Genomic DNA, 18,149 nt, shown 5'->3' with positions numbered 1-18,149 from the left:
GCCGACGCGGCCGCGCGTAAACTGGCGGCCGTTGTTGTCTGCAGGAACCCACATGTTCGATACCGCCCCCCAGCTTGACTGCGCCGGACGCGTTCTGCGGCTGGACCGCGCCCGGGTCATGGGCATCGTCAATGTCACTCCCGACTCGTTCTCCGACGGCGGCGCGCATGACACCACCGCCGCTGCGGTGGCCCATGGTCTGAAACTGGTCGAGGAGGGCGCCGACCTGCTTGATGTCGGTGGCGAATCCACACGACCGGGCGCAACCCCGGTCAGCGTGGAAGACGAACTGGCACGGGTGATTCCGGTCATCGAGCAGCTGGCCGCGCGCACCACCGTGCCGATCAGCGTCGACACCTTCAAACCAGAGGTGATGCGGGCCGCGGTTGCCGCTGGTGCCGGCATGATCAATGACATCTGCGCCCTGGGCCAGCCTGGCGCGCTGGAAGCGGCCGCCGCCAGCGGTGCCGCCGTGGTGCTGATGCATATGCAGGGCGAGCCGGGCAGCATGCAGGCCGCCCCGCACTACGGCGACGTCGTGGCCGAGGTGCACGGCTTCCTGCTGCAGCGGGTGTTCGCCGCCGAGATGGCCGGCATCGAACGCAAACGACTGGTCATCGACCTCGGCTTCGGTTTCGGCAAGACCACAGAGCACAATATCACCCTGCTGGCGCGCACCGCGCGCTTTGCCGAACTGGGTCTGCCGATGCTGGCCGGCCTGTCGCGCAAGCGCAGCCTGGGTGAGCTGACCGGACGTGAGCGGCCAAGCGAGCGGGTGGCCGCCTCGGTGGCGGCGCACCTGATTGCGGTGCAGCGGGGCGCCCGCATCGTGCGCGTGCACGATGTTGCCGCCACCGTCGACGCGCTGAAGATCTGGCAGGCCGTGGATGCGGTGCCCGCGCCGCGCGTGGACGCCGCGCCGAGCCTGCGCTGGCCGGACGAAGACTGATGGGTATCGACCGGCGCCCGCTGGCGATCGCCCTGATGGGGCCGACCGCCAGCGGCAAGACCGCCACCGCCATCGCGCTGGCCCGGCAGCTCGGCGGAGAGATCGTCAGCGTCGACTCGGCGCTGGTGTATCGCGGCCTGGACATCGGTGCGGCCAAGCCCGACGCGGCCGAGCGCGCGCAGGCGCCGCATCATCTGCTGGACCTGCGCGACCCCTGGCAGACCTACTCGGCGGCGGAATTCGCGGTGGATGCGCGGCGCGCGATCGATGGCATCGTGGCGCGCGGCCGCATTCCGATTCTGGCCGGCGGAACCGGGCTGTACTTCCGTGCTCTGCTGGAGGGTCTGTCGCCGATGCCGCCGGCCGATGAAACGATGCGCGCGCGTCTGCTGGCCGAGATCGAACAGCGTGGCCTGGCGGCGATGCATGCCGAACTGGCGGCTGTGGACCCGGCTGCCGCCGCGCGCATCCATGCTACCGATCCCCAGCGCATCCAGCGGGCGCTGGAGGTATACCGGCTCAGCGGACGGCCGATCAGCCAGTGGCAGGCATTGCCCAGCAGCGGCCGTCTGCCGTTGCGCACGCTCAAGCTGGTGCTGGCGCCTGCCGCGCGCAGCGTGCTGCACGATCGGATAGAGCGCCGCTTCGACCTGATGCTGGCGCAGGGCTTTCTGGACGAGGTGCGGGCATTGCGTGCGCTCCCGCAGATGGCGGCGGTGGCAGCACCACTGGACCTGCCTGCGGTACGCGCAGTCGGCTACCGTCAGGCCTGGGAGTTCCTGGACGGGCAGGGCAGCGCCGCGGCCTTCCGCGAGCGCGCGATCCAGGCCACCCGCCAGCTGGCTAAACGCCAGCTCACCTGGCTGCGCGGTGAGCTTGATGCGCGCTGGTTCGATCCCCATGTTCAGTCCGAGGCGCTGCGCGAGGCGGTGTCGACCTTTGTCGAACGCCCCGTGCCGTGCCCCGGCAGCGTGTAACATCAGCACGGCTGGCGGTCCTCTGGCGACCGTCCGTGTGACCAGCAACCATAAAAACTATAAACAGGAGTTGGCAATGTCCAAGGGACAATCGCTGCAGGATCCTTTTCTCAATGCTCTGCGGCGCGAACGCGTGCCGGTTTCGGTGTACCTGGTCAACGGCATCAAGCTGCAGGGCACTGTTGAATCGTTCGACCAGTTCGTGGTCGTCCTGCGCAACACCGTCAGCCAGATGATCTACAAGCACGCCATCTCCACCGTGGTGCCGGCGCGCAACGTCAAGGTCGGTCCGGGCGGCGGCTACGTGCAGTCCACTGAAGGTACCCAGGCGGGTGATGAAGAAGACAACTGATTGCGGAGCGGTCCGTGTTTGACCGCTCGAAAAAGGGCGAAAACGCCCTGTTGATCCAGCCGCACTTCGGCAAGCTCGAAGAGGACGTGCTGGAAGAATTCGGTGACCTTGCGCGCTCGGCGGGCGCAAGCATCGCCGCCACGCTGACTGCGCGGCTGGACCGGCCCAATCCCTCGACCCTGATCGGCAGCGGCAAGCTCGACGAGGTCAAGGCCGCCGCCGAAGCCACCGGTGCCGACCTGGTGCTGGTCAACCATGCGCTGACCCCGGTGCAGGAGCGCAACCTGGAGCGCTTTCTTGAGCGTCGAGTGATCGACCGTACCGGTCTGATCCTGGACATCTTCGCCCAGCGCGCGCACAGCCACGAAGGCAAGCTGCAGGTCGAGCTGGCGCAGCTGCGCCATCTGGCCACGCGCCTGGTGCGCGGCTGGACCCACCTTGAGCGCCAGCGGGGTGGTTCCATCGGCCTGCGTGGCCCGGGTGAAACCCAGCTGGAAACCGACCGCCGCCTGCTGCAGAAGCGGGTGGAGCAGCTGCAGAAGCGGCTGGAGAAAGTGGAAGTGCAGCGCACCCAGATGCGCCGCGCCCGTGTGCGCAGCGAACTGCCGCGCGTGGCGCTGGTCGGCTATACCAATGCGGGCAAATCCACACTGTTCAACGCGCTGACCGGCGCCGAGGCCTACGCGGCCGACCAGCTGTTTGCCACGCTCGACCCGACCGTGCGCCGCATCGTGCTGCCTGGCGGCAATGTCGTGCTGGCCGACACGGTGGGCTTCGTGCGCGATCTGCCGCACGATCTGGTCGCCGCGTTCCGCTCCACCCTGTCCGAGGCGCGCGAGGCCGATTTCCTGCTGCACGTGGTCGATGCGGCAGACCCGCACCGCGAAGAGCGCATCGCCCAGGTGGACGAGGTGCTGGAGGCCGTAGGTGCGGGTGAGCTGCCGCAGCTGCTGGTGTTCAACAAGATCGACCGGCTCGACAATGGCGAGGTCCGCCACGACGGTCAGGACGGCGTGCCGGATGAATCGCGGCGGGAGCGGGTCTGGCTCTCGGCACGTGATGGCCGCGGCCTGGAGCTGCTGCAGTCGGTGCTGGGCAAGCGGCTGGGCCTGCAGCACGTGACCGGTGAGCTGCGTCTGCCTCCGGAAGCCGGCCGCCTGCGCGCGCGCCTGCATCAGCTCGAGGTGGTGCGCAGCGAGCAGGCCGACGAGGACGGCTGGCTGCTGCAGGTGGACATCCCGATCGCCGAAGCCGAAAAGCTGGCTGCCGGTACCGACGGCGAGCCCATCCGCGCCCTGCTGCCGGAAAAGCAACCCGAATGGTAGTGCGGGGCTCTGCCCGGCATCGCGCTGGCAGGTGACGCCCGTTGGTCGTCACGCCCCCCTCGACGCGCGCGGCCTCACAGGTTACAACGTGCCTGTTTCATCCCGACCCCTGTCCATGACCCACGTCACCGATACCGACCTCAACGCCCAGGCCGTAGTCCTTGGCCGACGCCTGCAGCAGGCCGGTCTTCTGCTGGTCACCGCGGAAAGCTGCAGCGGCGGCTGGATCGCCAAGGTGATGACCGATATTGCCGGCTCCTCTGCGTTCTTCGACTGCGGCATCGTGGTCTACAGCTACGAGGCCAAGCAGCGTCTGCTCGGCGTGCGCGCGCAGACCCTGGAGCAGAGCGGGGCGGTCAGCCGTGAGACGGTTCTGGAAATGGTCTCCGGGGCGCTGGTCAATTCCGGGGCGGGTTTCGCCGTGGCCGTGACCGGTATCGCCGGGCCCGGCGGTGGCAGCGTGGACAAGCCGGTCGGCAGTGTCTGGATCGGCTGGAAGCGCCGCGGCGGCTACGCCGATGCGGAGCTGTTCCAGTTCGACGGTGACCGCGACGCCATCCGTCGGCAGACCGTGGCCACCGCGCTGGACGGAATCGCGCGACGGCTGTGAGATGCTGGGGGCCGCAATCCCGGCACGGAGCAGGCATCAATGTGGGAAACACTGGGAACGGTCCGTGACCTGGGCCGGCTGCAGGAAATCGCCGGTGTCCTGATCCGTTACGGATTTGGGGATCTGGTGCGGCGCATCGGCCTGGCCGCTGCCCTCGAGCGCGCCGGAAGGCTGCTGCACTGGGGCGAACCGGCGCGCGTGCCGTTGACCGCGCCGCAGCGGGTGCGGCTTGCGATGCAGGAGCTGGGGCCGACCTTCGTCAAGCTCGGGCAGATCCTGGCCACCCGCGTGGATCTGTTCAGCGCCGAATGGATCGCCGAGTTCTCCGAACTGCAGAATGCGGTGCCTGCGTTGCCCTATGCGCAGATCCGTGACCAGCTGGAGCGCGATCTGGGCGAGGATCCGTCACAGGTGTTTGCGTGGCTCGACGAGACGCCGATGGCTGCAGCTTCGCTGGCCCAGGCGCACCGCGCACGTCTGCATGACGGTCGCCAGGTCGTGCTCAAGGTCCGCCGTCCGGGCATCCGCGATGTGGTCGAGGCAGACCTGCGGCTGCTGGCCCGGCTGGCCGAGATCATCGAAGCGCAGGTGCCTGACCTGCGCCGGTACCGGCCCACCGAAGTGGTCGCCCAGTTCACATCCTCGCTGCGCCGCGAACTGGATTTTGCCGCCGAATGTCGCAACGCCGAACGCATCGCGCGCAATTTCGCAGGCCGCGACGACATCCTGATTCCCGGCGTGCACTGGCAATGGACCTGCGAGAGCCTCAACGTGCAGGACTTCGTCGAAGGCATCGCCGGGCGTGATCTGGCTGCGGTTGATGCCGCAGGGCTGGATCGCGCGGCCCTGGCCCAGCGCGGCGCTGGCATCGTGTTGAAAATGGTGCTGCAGGACGGCTGCTTCCACGCCGACCCGCACCCTGGCAACATCTTCTACCTGCATGATGGCCGCATCGGCGTGATCGACTTCGGCATGGTCGGCGCGCTGTCCGAGGCACGCCGTTTCCAGATCGCGCAGCTGCTGCACGGGCTGGTCGACCAGGAGCCTGAAGCAGTGGCCGACATCCTGCTCGACTGGGCCGGGGGCGTGGCCGTGGACGAGGGCCGGTTGCAGCAGGACATCGGGCAGTTCGTTGATCAGTACCGCGGCGTACCGCTCAAGGACCTGCGCATCGGCCGCATGCTGGCCGACATCACCCAGCTGCTGCGCAGTTATCAGCTGGTGCTGCCGGCGGATCTTGCCTTGATGATCAAAGCCTTCCTGACGCTGGAAGGCATGGGGCGGCAGCTTGATCCGGAATTCGACATGGCCAGCGCGGCCAGGCCGTATGTGGAGCGTGTGGTGCTGCAGCGCTATGCACCCAAAGCGCTGCTCAAGCGTGGCCGACGCAGCCTGCTCGGGCTGGTCGACCTGGCCGGTGATCTGCCTCGTGATCTGCGCCGACTGGTGCAGGCAGCACGCCGCGGGCGGCTGCAGCTGAACGTGCAGACCAGCGCGCTGGCCGGTTTCGGTGACCAGGTCAACAAGGCCGCCAACCGCATGGTGGTGGGTATCATCACCGCCGCGCTGATCATCGGCTCGTCCATCGTGATGCACAGCGTGGGCGGGCTTTCCAGCCGCTGGTTGCTGGCGCTGGGCGTGGCCGGGTTCGTCGGGGCGGGGCTTTGCGGTGTCTGGATCCTGTTCTCGATCTGGCGCAGCGGTCGGCGGCCGTGACCGGTAGTGCTCCCGGGCAGAGCGCGGCACTTGGCTTACCGGCATGCGGGCGGTTTCCTGTTTGCATTCCGTTTCGTTAGTAGTAATACTACTAACCATGGACCTGACCGACACCCAGCAGGCGATCCTGCAGTTGATCGCCGAGCGTATCGAGAGCGATGGCGCACCGCCGTCGCAGACTGAAATTGCCCGCGCGTTCGGCTTCAAGGGCGTCCGCGCGGCCCAGTACCACCTGGAGGCGCTCGAGCAGGCCGGCGCCATCCGGCGGGTGCCGGGACAGGCGCGCGGCATCCGGCTGGTACAGGCGGCAGCGGTCAAGCCGGCGGCCGTCGAGGCACGGAACGATGACAGCGTGCTGCGCCTGCCGGTGCTCGGCCGCGTCGCTGCCGGACTGCCGATCGGCGCCGACATCGGCTCGGATGACTTCGTGGTGCTCGACCGGGTGTTCTTCTCACCGGCGCCGGACTACCTGCTCAAGGTGCAGGGCGACTCGATGATCGACGAGGGCATCTTCGATGGCGACCTGATCGGCGTGCACCGCACACGCGACGCGCGTACCGGGCAGATCGTGGTGGCCCGCATCGATGACGAGATCACCGTCAAGCTGCTGAAGATCGCCAAGGACCGCATCCGGCTGCTGCCGCGCAACCCTGATTACGCCCCCATCGACGTGTTGCCCGACCAGGATTTCTCGATTGAAGGGCTGTACTGCGGCCTGCTGCGGCCGAACCGATGACCCGGGTACGGCGGGAACTGGCGCCAGCGGCGATAATGATCGACTTCGTTGGCCCCGTCTCAGTCTGTGCGATGGGTCGCCGCTACAGTCTCCCCCGAACCTGAGTTGACCTAGAAAGACAGATGACCACTTCCTCAAGGACCAAGACGATGGACGAGAACAAGAAGCGCGCCCTTGCAGCCGCACTGGGCCAGATCGAAAAGCAGTTCGGTAAGGGCTCGGTGATGCGCATGGGTGACCGCGTGGTCGAGCCCATCGAAGCCATCCCCACCGGTTCGCTGATGCTGGACATCGCGCTGGGCATTGGCGGCCTGCCCAAGGGCCGTGTGGTGGAAATCTATGGTCCGGAGTCCTCGGGCAAGACCACGCTGACCCTGCAGGCCATCGCCGAGTGCCAGAAGAAGGGGGGCACCGCCGCCTTCATCGACGCCGAGCACGCCCTGGACCCGGTCTACGCGGCCAAGCTGGGTGTCAACGTCGACGACCTGCTGCTGTCCCAGCCCGATACCGGTGAGCAGGCGCTGGAAATCGCCGACATGCTGGTGCGTTCCAATTCGGTGGACATCGTGGTGGTCGACTCGGTCGCAGCGCTGACCCCGAAGGCCGAAATCGAAGGCGAAATGGGCGATCAGCTGCCGGGCCTGCAGGCCCGTCTGATGAGCCAGGCGCTGCGCAAGCTGACCGGCAACATCAAGCGTTCCAACACCCTGGTGATCTTCATCAACCAGCTGCGCATGAAGATCGGCGTGATGATGCCGGGCCAGAGCCCCGAAGTGACCACCGGCGGCAACGCGCTGAAGTTCTACGCCTCGGTCCGCCTGGACATCCGCCGTATCGGTGCGATCAAGAAGGGTGACGAGATCATCGGCAACCAGACCAAGATCAAGGTCGTCAAGAACAAGCTGGCGCCGCCGTTCAAGCAGGTCATCACTGAAATCCTCTACGGCGAAGGCATCAGCCGTGAGGGTGAACTGATCGACATGGGGGTGGATGCCAAGCTCGTGGACAAGGCCGGTGCCTGGTACAGCTACGGCGACGAACGCATCGGCCAGGGCAAGGACAACGCCCGTGGCTACCTGCGCGACAACCCGCAGGTGGCGGCCAAGCTCGAAGCCGAGCTGCGCGAGAAGTTCCAGCCTGCCGAAGCCTCCCGTGAGGAAGGCGACGACGACGGCGACGACGACAAGTAAGGGCTTGCCGCGGGGCAGGGGAGCGCCGTCAGTGACGCTGCCCTGTCCCGTGGATTTACCCTCCCGCAGCGACGGCTTGAGCCTCGCTATGACGTGATGGGACAGTTATGGACGAGACCGATACCGGGCCGGGTCGGCGCAGGCGCCGCCGCCCCGAGCAGACACCGGTGCAACGGGCCCTCGGCCTGCTGGTGCGCCGGGAGCATTCGCGCCGCGAGCTGGGCCGCAAGCTGGTGGCCAAGGGCATCGATCCCGAGCAGGCACAGGCCGCCGTCGACCGCCTGAGCAGTGAGGGCTGGCAGGACGACGAACGCTTTGCCCAGAGCCTGGTGCGCAGTCGCGCCAACACCGGCTATGGGCCGCTTCATATCCGCGCCGAGCTGGGGACGCATGGGCTGGACAGCAGCGCGATTGCAGCGGCCATGGATACCTTCGAAGGTGACTGGCAGGAAAATGCGCGTGATCTGGTCCGCCGCCGCTTCGGCGACGAGGGCCCGCTGGACCTGCCGCAACGGCGCAAGGCGGCTGATCTGCTGGCCCGTCGCGGCTTCGATGGCGACAGCATCCGGCGCGCCACCCGCTACGACCCGGAGGACTGAGCGCCTCTGGCCTGTTACCCTTCAGGGTTTCGGAGGTCCGAAACCCGACCCTGGCCAGTGTGGCCGGTGGCGGTGGACCGCCCGGCCCGCAGACTGCCAGCCCCACATGAACGCATCCGCCAAATTCACGACCTCCCAGATCCGCAGCGATTTCCTTGAGTTCTTCAGGAACAAGGGCCACACCATCGTGCCGTCGGCACCGCTGGTGCCGGGTAATGACCCGACCCTGCTGTTCACCAATTCCGGCATGGTGCAGTTCAAGGACGTTTTCCTGGGCGCCGAAAAGCGCAGCTACGTGCGCGCCGCCGACGTCCAGCGCTGCCTGCGTGCCGGTGGCAAGCACAACGACCTTGACCAGGTGGGCTACACCGCCCGTCACCACACCTTCTTCGAGATGCTGGGCAACTGGTCCTTCGGCGATTACTTCAAGAAAGATGCCATTGCCTGGGCGTGGGAGCTGCTGACCCAGGTCTGGAAGCTGCCGGCCGATCGTCTGCTGGTCACCGTCTACCAGACCGATGACGAAGCCTACGCGCTGTGGCGCGACATGATCGGCATTCCCGAATCGCGCATCGTGCGCATCGGCGACAACAAGGGCGCGCCGTTTGCTTCGGACAACTTCTGGCAGATGGCCGATACCGGCCCCTGCGGCCCGTGCACCGAGATCTTCTATGACCACGGCGAACACATCGCCGGCGGCCCCCCGGGCTCGCCGGACGAGGATGGCGACCGCTTCATCGAGATATGGAACCTGGTGTTCATGCAGTTCGACCGTCAGCCTGACGGCACCCTGCAGCCGCTGCCCGCCCCGTGCGTGGATACCGGCATGGGGCTGGAGCGCCTGGCGGCGATTCTGCAGCATGTGCATACCAACTATGAGATCGACCTGTTCCAGGCCCTGATCAGCAAGGCCGGCGAGCTGACCGGCACGACCGATCTGGAAAACAAGTCGCTGCGCGTCATCGCCGACCACATCCGTGCCTGCGCGTTCCTGATCGTCGACGGTGTGCTGCCGTCCAACGAAGGTCGTGGCTATGTGCTGCGCCGTATCATCCGCCGCGCCCTGCGTCATGGCTGGATGCTGGGCGTGCGCCAGGCGTTCTTCAGCAGGCTGGTGCCGACCCTGGTCGAACAGATGGGCCAGGCCTATCCGGAGCTGCCGGCAGCGGCCGACACCGTCACCCGCGCCCTGCAGGCCGAGGAAGAGCGTTTTGCCGAAACGCTCGACGCCGGCATGAAGATCTTCGAGGACGTGGCGGCCAAGGCCGTTGGCGGCGTGATCGCCGGCGAGGACGCCTTCCGTCTGTATGACACCTATGGTTTCCCGCTGGATCTCACGGCCGATATTGCGCGCGAGCGCGAGCTGAAGGTGGACGAAGACGGCTTCAAGGTCGCCATGGACGGACAGCGCCGCCGTGCGCGCGAAGCCGGGAAGTTCGGCGGTGGCGTGACGCTTCCGGCCGATCTGGTGGCTACCCTGGCGCCGACCACGTTCCTCGGCTATGCCGACCTGCAGGCCGACCAGCTGCGCGTGGTCGCCCTGCTCAAGGATGGCCGCCCGGTGCAGGCGGTGGAGGCGGGCGACGAGGCGATCGTGCTCACCGACCGTACGCCCTTCTACGCCGAGTCCGGCGGCCAGGTAGGCGACAGCGGCCAGCTTACCGGCGCCGGTGTACAGGTCGAGGTGGAAGACACGCAGAAGTTCGCCGGCCAGTTCCATGGTCATGTCGGCCGGGTCAGCGGCGGCAGCCTGAAGGTGGGCGACGTGCTTGCCGGCCAGGTCGATGCCGAACGCCGCGGCGCCACGATCCTCAATCACTCCGCCACCCACCTGCTGCACGCCGCCCTGCGCGAAGTGCTGGGCACCCACGTGCAGCAGAAGGGCTCGCTGGTCGCGCCGGATCGCCTGCGCTTCGACTTCTCGCATTTCCAGCCGATCAGTGGCGAGGAACTGGCGTTGATCGAGCGCAAGGTCAATCAGCAGGTGCGCGCCAACAGTGCGGCCGAAGTGCACAACATGGGCATGCAGGAAGCACTGGATTTCGGCGCGATGGCACTGTTCGGCGAGAAGTACGGCGAGCAGGTGCGTGTGCTGAAGATGGGTGACTACTCCACCGAACTGTGCGGCGGTACCCACGTCGGTCGCACCGGCGACATCGGGCTGTTCAAGATCACCTCCGAAGGCGGTGTCTCCGCCGGCGTGCGGCGTATCGAAGCAGTGACCGGGCAGGGCGCGCTGGACCATGTCGATGCCGAAGAGGCACGTCTGGCTGAAGCGGCCGAGCTGCTGGGCGGCAGCGCAGGCGATGTGGTCGAGAAGATCCGTCTCATGGGCCAGCGTCAGAAGCAGCTCGAGCGTGAGCTGGAGTCGCTCAAGGCCAAGGTCGCCGCCGGGGCCACCGCCGATCTTTCCAGCCAGGCTGTCGATATTGCCGGAGTCAAGGTGCTGGTGGCACGTCTGGAAGGGTTCGATGCCAAGGCGCTGCGTGACGCGGTGGATCGTCTCAAGCAGCAGCTCGGCGACGCGGTGATCCTGCTGGCCGGTGCGCAGGACGGCAAGGCAGCGCTGGTGGCTGGCGTGAATGGCAGTGCAATGGGCAAGGTCAAGGCCGGGGAACTGTTGTCGCATGTGGCGGGTCAGATTGGAGGCAAGGGCGGCGGCCGCCCGGACCTCGCCCAGGGTGGTGGTGAGGACGGGCCCGCCCTTGCGTCTGCACTGTCGGCCGTTCCCGAGTGGATCCGCCCGCGGCTCTGACCTTGCCTGAACACCGCACGCCCTTCTGTTGCTTGTCGCTGCAGAAGGGCTGACGGTAAAATTGGCAATCTTTTCCCTTTGTCGTGGAGCGGGCCTTGACAGCCTGCTAAGCCGGTGGGGGATACCCTTCCACACGGTTCCATGGAGAAATACCCAAATGTTGATTCTGACTCGCCGCGTCGGCGAAACCCTGATGATTGGCGACTCGGTCAGCGTGACTGTGCTGGGCGTCAAGGGCAACCAGGTCCGTATCGGCATCACTGCGCCGAAGGATGTGGCCGTGCATCGCGAAGAAATCTACCAGCGCATCCAGCGCGGCGATGACGTAACCGCCGCAGATGAAAATTCTGGTGAATAACGCTTTACCTTTGGTCGCGAATAAGGCTATTATTCGCGTCCCCGCTGAGACGCCTGAGCGTTGAGCGGATGCAAAACCCCGGAGTGGTGCCCGAGTGGCTGAAGGGGCTCCCCTGCTAAGGGAGTATAGGGTCAAAAGCTCTATCGAGGGTTCGAATCCCTCCCACTCCGCCAGTTAAAAGAAACGCCCGAAGATCGACGATCTTTGGGCGTTTTGCTTTGCATCCCGAGCACCGTTGAAGTCCAGAGGCGGCTGCTGCGGGCGACTCAAGCATCGAGATGTGCTGCCGATAATGTCTGTAGAGGAGCAGCAGGCTGTTGCGGCACGCCATGCTGCCGTTGCGGTGGTTCACAAGGAGAGTCTAGGTGCGAATGAAAGTGCTTCTGGCAGGGTTGCTGTGCATGGTTTCGGCATCGGCCGTTGCTGCACAGGGAGAGGTCTGTCTCACCGTGGCGCTGACCACGCCGGTGCAGCAGATGCGGTCGTTCGACGACAGCGCAGTGTTCAACTGCTCCAAGGCGGGCTCGGCGACGGTCAGCCAGCTCTACGACAAAGGCTGGCGGGTGGTAGCGGTCTTCCCGCAGAGTTCGATGGACGTGGCACGCCCGGGTACCGTGAGTGTGGTCTGGACGGCGGTCATCGAGAAGCTCTGATACCGCGCCATCAATGGCAGCAATGCTGTTGGCAGCGCAGGCTGCCAGCAGCCGCCCCAAGACCCACCCGGCGGGCCGACGCAGACATGTATCGCGCGCGCGCGTCCACAGGATTCGTTATGCAAGGAATCGCATGAGCAACAATGATCCGTTTTCGTCGGCAGCGCATGGACTCGACTTCGCCCGTACTGTCCAAGGGCAGCTGCGTGGTGAAACGCCACTGCGCACGCTGCAGCGGGAAGAGCAGGAAGCGCGGGCACGGGAAATCAACGATCGAATGTTCACCGGAGGGTACGTCGAGACCTCGGGCGATTATCGTATTACCGCGCCTTCTGCGGCCAACAGCCGGCGCGGGCTCATTCTTCTGCTGAAGGTTGCAGCCGGGGCCGTACTGCTGGTGACCAGTCTGGTGATGATGGCGGTGGCCGTGCCGCAGACCCGCTACCCGACGTTGTTGGCATTGTCGGGGCTGGCCAGGCTGCCGGACGACATCGTGCCCAGCCGGGCTTCGAAGGAGCCTCCCCTGTTGCTGGTCACACGTGCGCTCAGGCTGGCACCGGCCAAAGAGCGCATGACGGCTGCCAATCTGCAGCGATTTGGCACCCGTGTTCTGGGCGCGGGTGTGACGTGGGAACAGTTGGACGAACGGCAGCGTCGCGTTGTGCTGGCCGCTTACCGGGCGCGTACCGAGCCGTATTCCAGGGAGGAGTTCTGGATGCTGACAAAAGCGGAGCGGGCGCGGTTTGATGCTGTTTTTGCCGGGATGATCAACGCTGCGGCGGCTGCCGATCAGGCGGCCGCCAACCGTGCATCGCGGTTGCTCAGTGGAATCGGCGACATGGATCAGGCGACGATGGAACGGCTGCGGCAGACCCCGTTCGCTGGCAGCTGGCGTGCCCGGTTGATCTGGCTGTCCAATCAGCTCATGTATCACGCAGAGCGTGCCAGGCGCAGCCGGGCGCAGGAGAGCATTTCGCTTCAGGCTTGAGCACGCTCTGCTCCATCGGGATGATCATGCATCGGCAGAACGGCGCATCGACGATGCAGGCTGGGGTACCTGGGGCGCGACCGCGTTCCCTGCAGGCCAGCCGGAACACGAGGCGCTGCAACGGCGTTGACGCGTCGGCAACCGCGGCTGCGCTGTACTGGGTGCATGAGCGCCGCCCATCAATGCGATTCGACACCGACGATCTGGACCATCGGGCATTCGACCCATCCATGGTCCGACTTCGTGGACCTGCTGCAGCGACACGGCATTGAAGCCGTGGCCGACGTGCGCCGCTTTCCCGGCTCACGGCGCCATCCGTGGTTTGCCAGTGAAACGATGGCGGCCGCGCTGCCCGTGGCAGGCATCGGTTATCAGTGGCTGCCGGAGCTGGGCGGGCGCCGCGCACCGCAGCCGGGATCCCCCAACGATGGCTGGGACAACAAAGCGTTCCAGGGATATGCCGACCACATGTACTCGGTCGAGTTTGCAGAGGGCTGGCAGCGGCTGCAGACGTTGGCCGGCCACCGGCGCACCGCGCTGATGTGCGCCGAGGCGCCGTGGTGGCGCTGCCATCGTCGGATGATCAGCGACCTGCTTGTGCACCGGGGTCATCCGGTGCTGCACATCATGGGCCTTGGCGAGCCGCGCCCGCACCCGCTCAACCCGCTGGCGCAGGAACGCGGTGCGGATCTGGTCTATCCGTCGACGCAGGGTGATCTGTTCGCGCCGGGCTGAAGGACCACACGGCCGGCGTGCCGACCCTTCGGTCGGCACCCTGTAATCGGTCTGCTCCGCGTTGATCAGAAGCTGTAGGTCGCCTGCAGATAAAGCCGGCGCGGCTCGCCCGGGAAGTGGCCACTGCGTGCAACGAACCCGCTGCTCGCGTACACCTTGTCGAACAGGTTCTTGATGTTGGCCTGGAACTGCCACTGCTGCCACTGCGTTTTCCAGCTCACATCGAACACCGTGTACGGCTTGACCCGCTGGCCCCCGAGGCTGACCCGGTCGCCCATGTAGTCGGCGCCGAAGCCGAGCGCGGAGTTCCACGCCGGAATGTCATAGCGCGTCCACAGCCCCAGCGTGTTGCGCGGTACGTTGGCGAAGCGGCCGCCCACCGCCTCGGTGATGCCGCCGGTGCCGGCATCGATGACCCGTGCGTCGTTGTAGGCGTAGCTGAGGTTGAGGACCCAGCGCTCGGTGATGTCGGCCAGCAGGTCCAGCTCGGCACCGGTGCTGCGCACCAGCCCCAGCGCCCGAAGCTGATTGACCCCGTTCACGACGGTGCCGGTGGCCTGCACGATGTTGCTGCGCTCGATGCGGTAGACCGCACCGTTGAGGGTGTAGCGCCCACCGAGCAGCGTTTTCATGCCCAGCTCCCACTGACGGCTGCGCTCGGGATCGAACGGACCGCCAGCCGCGCGCTCCTGGTTGGCCGCCGTCTGCGGCACGAAACCGGCGGCGATGTTGGCGTAGAGGTTCACCCCTTCGGTCAGTGCGTAGGTGCTGCCCAGACGCCAGCTCGTGTCATTGCCCTCCACGCGTGCGCCGCTGAGATTGTCCACGTCCTTGAAGCGGTCCCAGCGCAGGCCGGCCAGCACCTGCCAGCGCGGGGTCACAGCGATCTCGTCCTGCACGTACAGACCCTGCCGGTCGCTGCGGGTACTGGTGTTGCGCCACGGCAGGCGGTCCAGGCCGTAATCGCGCCACGAGCTGGCACCGTACACCGGATGGTAAAGGTCCAGACCCGGCACCGGTCCGGCATTGCGCGCCAGGTCGGCACTGTTGGCGGTCTGTGCGTTGAAGTCGGCGTCGAGCCGGTAGGTATCGGCACCGAACAGTACCTTGTGCTCTATTGCCCCCGTCCGGGTACGCCACACCGCATTGGCGGCAAGGGTGAGTCCCTCGTTGTCGCGCAGCTGGTTGCGCAGCTGGCGGGTCATCCATTCTGCGACGCCATCGCGGTCGCGGTCGATCAGCCCCAGCGGCTCGTGATACATCTGGTGCTCGCTGTTTTCATACCAGCGTGCCGCTACATCCACGTCCCAGTTGATGCCCGGTGAGAAGCGGTACTGGGCCAGCGCCACCTTGGCTGACATGTCGAGGAAGTCGGTGGCTTCGTTGTGGTTCCAGCGGATGTCGGTGAGGAAGGTGCCGTTGTCGTTCACCGGCACCCCGCGCAGGCGGTTGCCGCCCAGGTTCTGGGTAATGTCGGTGTACTGCAGGGTGAGCTCGCCGGTCTGGCCGATATCGAAGGCTACCGAGAGATCGGCGATGACCCCGTCGCGGTCGGTATTGCGGCGGAAGCCGTCCTCGACTTCACCGTACAGGCCGGCGCGGTAGCGGATGCGGTCGGTGCCGCGCAGCGGACCGGTTGCTTCCAGCGAGCCGGCGCGGAACCCCTCATCCCCGACCTGAAGCTCCAGCGTGCGCTGGGCCATGGACTGCGGTTTACGTGTGACATAGTTGATCACCCCGCCCGGATCGCCGCCGCCGTACAGCGCGCCCGAGGGTCCCTTCAGCACTTCGACACGCTCGATGTTGAACAGCTGCGGCACCGAGAAGCCGGCGTAGGGGTCGCCGCGCAGACCGTCATACAGCACGTTGTCCTGGCGGAACCCACGCAGAACCGCGCCGCCATAGCTGTAAGTGCTCAGGCCGCTGATGCTGCGGTAGAGGTCGGTGACCTGGCGGGCAGCCTGGTCGTCGATCAACTCACGGGGCAGCACCTGGATGGACTGCGGCACCTTTTCCAGCGGCGTGTCGGTGCGCGTCCCGACGGCCGCGTCGTCGGCCTTGTACAGCGTCTGGGCGCGACCCAGCACGTGTACGGCATCCAGATCACGGGGAGTGGACGTGGACGTCGGTTCGGCCGCAACGGCCAGCGGCGATACACAAGCGAGGGCCAGCGCGGACGCCAGCAGGGTAGGGGATGATATGTATCGCACAGTGACGAATGAGAATGATTAGCAGGTGCGAAAGATTAACATCATCTTCATCCATGTAAACATTCCAGGTGGGGGACGACCGTTGGTCGTCACGCCGTTGGTTTGCCGCCTGCGGGTCACGGCGCCGTAAGGGGTGACGACCAACGGTCGTCACCTGCCCCGGGCAGGGCTGGGGCGTGGGTTACAGCGGCAGGTCGAAGACCAGGACCTCGGCGTCAATGGCATTGTCCAGCGTCACGATGGCTTCGTCGGTGATCTGCAGCGCGTCACCGGTGTCCAGCGCGATGCCGTTGACCTGCAGCTGCCCACGGGCGACCTGGATGTAGGCGCCACGGCCCTCGGCCAGGATGTGGGTCAGCCGCTGTGCGCCATCGAGGATGCTGGCGTAGATGCGCGCGTCCTGGTGGATCTTCAGCGAACCGTCGGCACCGTCGGGGGAGACGATCAGCCGCAGCTGCCCCTGCTTCGCTTCCGCGCTGAAGTGGGTCTCCTCATAGGACGGGGTGATGTTCTCGGTGTCCGGGAACAGCCAGATCTGCAGGAAATGCACCGGCTCAGTGGCGGAATGGTTGAACTCGCTGTGCGAGACGCCGCTGCCGGCGCTCATGCGCTGCACATCGCCATAGCGCAGCACCGAACCGGTGCCCATCGAGTCCTTGTGCTCCAACGCGCCGCCGAGCACATACGAGACGATTTCCATGTTGCTGTGGCTGTGGGTGCCAAAGCCCTGGCCGCCGATCACCTTGTCCTCGTTGATCACGCGCAGCGGACCGAAGCTCACATAGCGAGGGTCGTGGTAGCTGGCAAAGGAGAAGGTGTGGCGCGAAGACAGCCAGCCATGCTCGGCCAGGCCACGGGTTGCGCTCTTGCGGATCTGCAGCATGCTGTACTCCTCGTTCGATGGTTTCGATGAAGTGGGGCGCCGCACCGTGTGCGGTGTTCCCCCGTTGCGAAGAAGTATCGGCTTGCGCGATGGCTTTGAAAAACGGATAGTTTTGCAAGCCATCATCAAAAAAATCGAATGCTCAAGCTCAGCCTAGATGCCCTGCAGATTCTCGACGCCATCGACCGCCGTGGCTCGTTCTCGGCGGCGGGCAAGGCCCTGCACAAGGTGCCTTCCACGATCTCCTACACGGTGGCCAAACTCGAGGACGATCTGGGCGTCCAGCTGTTTGACCGGGTGGGGCCTCGGGCGGAGCTGACCGTCGCCGGGCGCGCGTTGCTGGATGAAGGGCGCCACCTGCTGCGCGCGGCCAGGGAGCTGGAGCTGCGGGTACGCCGGGTCGCGTCGGGCTGGGAATCGGAGCTGACCCTGGCGTTGGATTCAGTGTTCCCGGCCTGGCTGCTGGGGCCTGACGTGCAGGCCTTTCGTGAGGTGGCCCGGCAGACCCGGCTGCGGCTGGTCAGCGAAGCGTTGTCCGGGACCTGGGAGGCGCTGCTGGACCGGCGTGCCGATCTGCTGATCGGCGCAGCCGGCGAGGGCCCCAGCGGTGGTGGGTACGTGGTCGAACCGCTTGGCACGGTGGCATTCGTGTTCGCCGTCGCGCCGCAGCATCCGTTGGCCCGGGTGCAGGGGGTGCTGGGCCGTGAGCAGCTGGCCGAGCACTGCGCGGTGGCGGTGGCCGACTCGGCTCGGCGTCTGTTGCCGCGTACTGTCGGACTGTTGATGGGGCAGGAGACGCTGACCGTGCCGGACATGGTCAGCAAGGTGCGGCTGCAGTGTCAGGGCGTGGGCTTCGGTTTCCTGCCCGAGCCCTGCGCACGCGCGGCGGCCGCCCGCGGCGAGCTGGTGATCCGCGAGGTGGCCGAGCACAAACCTGATGAGAGTTTCTGGCTGGCCTGGCGGACCGGGGAAGACGGTGCAGCGCTGCGCTGGTGGCGGCAGCGCCTGACCGGCCCGGACACGCTGCAGTGCTGGTGGCAGGCGCTGGGTTGAATGCGTGCGCAATGCAGAAGCGTGACGTCCCACACGGGGGCCCCACCCCGGGGGTTGGCG

General features: G+C 66.3%; 17 protein-coding genes and 1 tRNA gene. 16 read left to right on the top strand and 2 right to left on the bottom strand.

Features of this window, described 5'->3' with window-relative positions; all coding sequences use genetic code 11:
- The first annotated feature begins 52 nt into the window (after positions 1-52).
- The 15 genes from folP to RZA67_RS10135 all read left to right on the top strand — a co-directional run bounded on the left by folP (position 53) and on the right by RZA67_RS10135 (position 13,943).
- Positions 53-949: a dihydropteroate synthase gene (gene folP / locus RZA67_RS10205; RefSeq protein WP_317212641.1), complete on the top strand. Its 897-nt coding sequence runs from the start codon at positions 53-55 to the stop codon at positions 947-949.
- Positions 949-1,926 (top strand): tRNA (adenosine(37)-N6)-dimethylallyltransferase MiaA, encoded by a 978-nt coding sequence (gene miaA / locus RZA67_RS10200; RefSeq protein ID WP_317212640.1) that lies wholly within the window; start codon positions 949-951, stop codon positions 1,924-1,926. Before folP ends, miaA begins: the two co-directional genes overlap by 1 nt.
- A 76-nt stretch (positions 1,927-2,002) precedes the next feature.
- Positions 2,003-2,278 carry an RNA chaperone Hfq gene (hfq, locus tag RZA67_RS10195; protein ID WP_317212639.1) on the top strand — a complete coding sequence of 92 codons (276 nt, stop codon included), beginning with the start codon at positions 2,003-2,005 and terminating at the stop codon, positions 2,276-2,278.
- A 14-nt stretch (positions 2,279-2,292) separates the two neighbouring features.
- Positions 2,293-3,603: a ribosome rescue GTPase HflX gene (gene hflX / locus RZA67_RS10190; RefSeq protein ID WP_317212638.1), complete on the top strand. Its 1,311-nt coding sequence runs from the start codon at positions 2,293-2,295 to the stop codon at positions 3,601-3,603.
- Between the two features lie 115 nt (positions 3,604-3,718).
- On the top strand, positions 3,719-4,213 hold the full coding sequence (locus RZA67_RS10185; protein ID WP_317212637.1) for a nicotinamide-nucleotide amidohydrolase family protein: 495 nt from the start codon (positions 3,719-3,721) through the stop codon (positions 4,211-4,213).
- 39 nt (positions 4,214-4,252) lie between these two features.
- Positions 4,253-5,929, top strand: coding sequence for a 2-polyprenylphenol 6-hydroxylase (gene ubiB, locus RZA67_RS10180; RefSeq protein WP_317212636.1), 1,677 nt, complete (start codon positions 4,253-4,255; stop codon positions 5,927-5,929).
- 97 nt (positions 5,930-6,026) lie between these two features.
- The gene (gene lexA, locus RZA67_RS10175; protein WP_317212635.1) at positions 6,027-6,665 is read left to right on the top strand and encodes a transcriptional repressor LexA; all 639 of its coding nucleotides are present in this window, start codon (positions 6,027-6,029) and stop codon (positions 6,663-6,665) included.
- Between the two features lie 149 nt (positions 6,666-6,814).
- Positions 6,815-7,855, top strand: coding sequence for a recombinase RecA (gene recA / locus RZA67_RS10170; protein ID WP_317213981.1), 1,041 nt, complete (start codon positions 6,815-6,817; stop codon positions 7,853-7,855).
- 107 nt (positions 7,856-7,962) lie between these two features.
- Complete coding sequence (gene recX, locus RZA67_RS10165) at positions 7,963-8,454, top strand: recombination regulator RecX (protein ID WP_317212634.1); 492 nt, start codon at positions 7,963-7,965, stop codon at positions 8,452-8,454.
- A gap of 106 nt (positions 8,455-8,560) precedes the next feature.
- On the top strand, positions 8,561-11,209 hold the full coding sequence (gene alaS / locus RZA67_RS10160) for an alanine--tRNA ligase (RefSeq protein WP_317212633.1): 2,649 nt from the start codon (positions 8,561-8,563) through the stop codon (positions 11,207-11,209).
- A 157-nt stretch (positions 11,210-11,366) separates the two neighbouring features.
- Positions 11,367-11,567, top strand: coding sequence for a carbon storage regulator CsrA (csrA, locus tag RZA67_RS10155; protein ID WP_317212632.1), 201 nt, complete (start codon positions 11,367-11,369; stop codon positions 11,565-11,567).
- A gap of 80 nt (positions 11,568-11,647) precedes the next feature.
- Positions 11,648-11,740, top strand: a tRNA-Ser gene (locus RZA67_RS10150).
- Positions 11,741-11,938: 198 nt separating this feature from the next.
- A complete protein-coding gene (locus tag RZA67_RS10145; protein WP_317212631.1) occupies positions 11,939-12,220 on the top strand; it encodes a hypothetical protein in 282 nt (93 codons plus the stop codon).
- A gap of 13 nt (positions 12,221-12,233) precedes the next feature.
- The gene (locus RZA67_RS10140; protein ID WP_317212630.1) at positions 12,234-13,208 is read left to right on the top strand and encodes a hypothetical protein; all 975 of its coding nucleotides are present in this window, start codon (positions 12,234-12,236) and stop codon (positions 13,206-13,208) included.
- 165 nt (positions 13,209-13,373) lie between these two features.
- Positions 13,374-13,943 carry a DUF488 domain-containing protein gene (locus RZA67_RS10135; RefSeq protein ID WP_317212629.1) on the top strand — a complete coding sequence of 190 codons (570 nt, stop codon included), beginning with the start codon at positions 13,374-13,376 and terminating at the stop codon, positions 13,941-13,943.
- 65 nt (positions 13,944-14,008) lie between these two features.
- Here RZA67_RS10135 and RZA67_RS10130 read toward each other — a convergent pair whose 3' ends face one another.
- On the bottom strand, positions 14,009-16,144 hold the full coding sequence (locus tag RZA67_RS10130) for a TonB-dependent receptor (RefSeq protein WP_317213980.1): 2,136 nt from the start codon (positions 16,142-16,144) through the stop codon (positions 14,009-14,011).
- Positions 16,145-16,334: 190 nt separating this feature from the next.
- Positions 16,335-17,036 (bottom strand): pirin family protein, encoded by a 702-nt coding sequence (locus RZA67_RS10125; protein ID WP_317212628.1) that lies wholly within the window; start codon positions 17,034-17,036, stop codon positions 16,335-16,337.
- A gap of 138 nt (positions 17,037-17,174) precedes the next feature.
- Here RZA67_RS10125 and RZA67_RS10120 point away from each other — a divergent pair, with 138 nt between their 5' ends.
- Positions 17,175-18,089: a LysR family transcriptional regulator gene (locus RZA67_RS10120; protein WP_317212627.1), complete on the top strand. Its 915-nt coding sequence runs from the start codon at positions 17,175-17,177 to the stop codon at positions 18,087-18,089.
- The last annotated feature ends 60 nt before the right edge of the window (positions 18,090-18,149 follow it).

It is taken from the genome of Stenotrophomonas sp. C3(2023) (genome assembly GCF_032911385.1).
In the GTDB taxonomy this organism is placed as follows: Bacteria; Pseudomonadota; Gammaproteobacteria; order Xanthomonadales; family Xanthomonadaceae; genus Stenotrophomonas.
The sequence above is the reverse complement of the archived record's forward strand: the minus strand, read 5'-3'. Positions and strand labels throughout refer to the sequence as shown.

What these genes read in the sequence shown, in the direction of transcription:
- alaS (WP_317212633.1), top strand. Translation starts at nt 8,561, where the DNA reads ATGAACGCATCCGCCAAATTCACGACCTCCCAGATCCGCAGCGATTTC.
- RZA67_RS10135 (WP_317212629.1), top strand. Translation starts at nt 13,374, where the DNA reads ATGAGCGCCGCCCATCAATGCGATTCGACACCGACGATCTGGACCATC.
- folP (WP_317212641.1), top strand. Translation starts at nt 53, where the DNA reads ATGTTCGATACCGCCCCCCAGCTTGACTGCGCCGGACGCGTTCTGCGG.
- RZA67_RS10185 (WP_317212637.1), top strand. Translation starts at nt 3,719, where the DNA reads ATGACCCACGTCACCGATACCGACCTCAACGCCCAGGCCGTAGTCCTT.
- recA (WP_317213981.1), top strand. Translation starts at nt 6,815, where the DNA reads ATGGACGAGAACAAGAAGCGCGCCCTTGCAGCCGCACTGGGCCAGATC.
- recX (WP_317212634.1), top strand. Translation starts at nt 7,963, where the DNA reads ATGGACGAGACCGATACCGGGCCGGGTCGGCGCAGGCGCCGCCGCCCC.
- lexA (WP_317212635.1), top strand. Translation starts at nt 6,027, where the DNA reads ATGGACCTGACCGACACCCAGCAGGCGATCCTGCAGTTGATCGCCGAG.
- csrA (WP_317212632.1), top strand. Translation starts at nt 11,367, where the DNA reads ATGTTGATTCTGACTCGCCGCGTCGGCGAAACCCTGATGATTGGCGAC.
- RZA67_RS10140 (WP_317212630.1), top strand. Translation starts at nt 12,234, where the DNA reads ATGGCAGCAATGCTGTTGGCAGCGCAGGCTGCCAGCAGCCGCCCCAAG.
- RZA67_RS10120 (WP_317212627.1), top strand. Translation starts at nt 17,175, where the DNA reads ATGCTCAAGCTCAGCCTAGATGCCCTGCAGATTCTCGACGCCATCGAC.
- hfq (WP_317212639.1), top strand. Translation starts at nt 2,003, where the DNA reads ATGTCCAAGGGACAATCGCTGCAGGATCCTTTTCTCAATGCTCTGCGG.
- RZA67_RS10145 (WP_317212631.1), top strand. Translation starts at nt 11,939, where the DNA reads ATGAAAGTGCTTCTGGCAGGGTTGCTGTGCATGGTTTCGGCATCGGCC.
- RZA67_RS10125 (WP_317212628.1), bottom strand. Translation starts at nt 17,036, where the DNA reads ATGCTGCAGATCCGCAAGAGCGCAACCCGTGGCCTGGCCGAGCATGGC.
- ubiB (WP_317212636.1), top strand. Translation starts at nt 4,253, where the DNA reads ATGTGGGAAACACTGGGAACGGTCCGTGACCTGGGCCGGCTGCAGGAA.
- miaA (WP_317212640.1), top strand. Translation starts at nt 949, where the DNA reads ATGGGTATCGACCGGCGCCCGCTGGCGATCGCCCTGATGGGGCCGACC.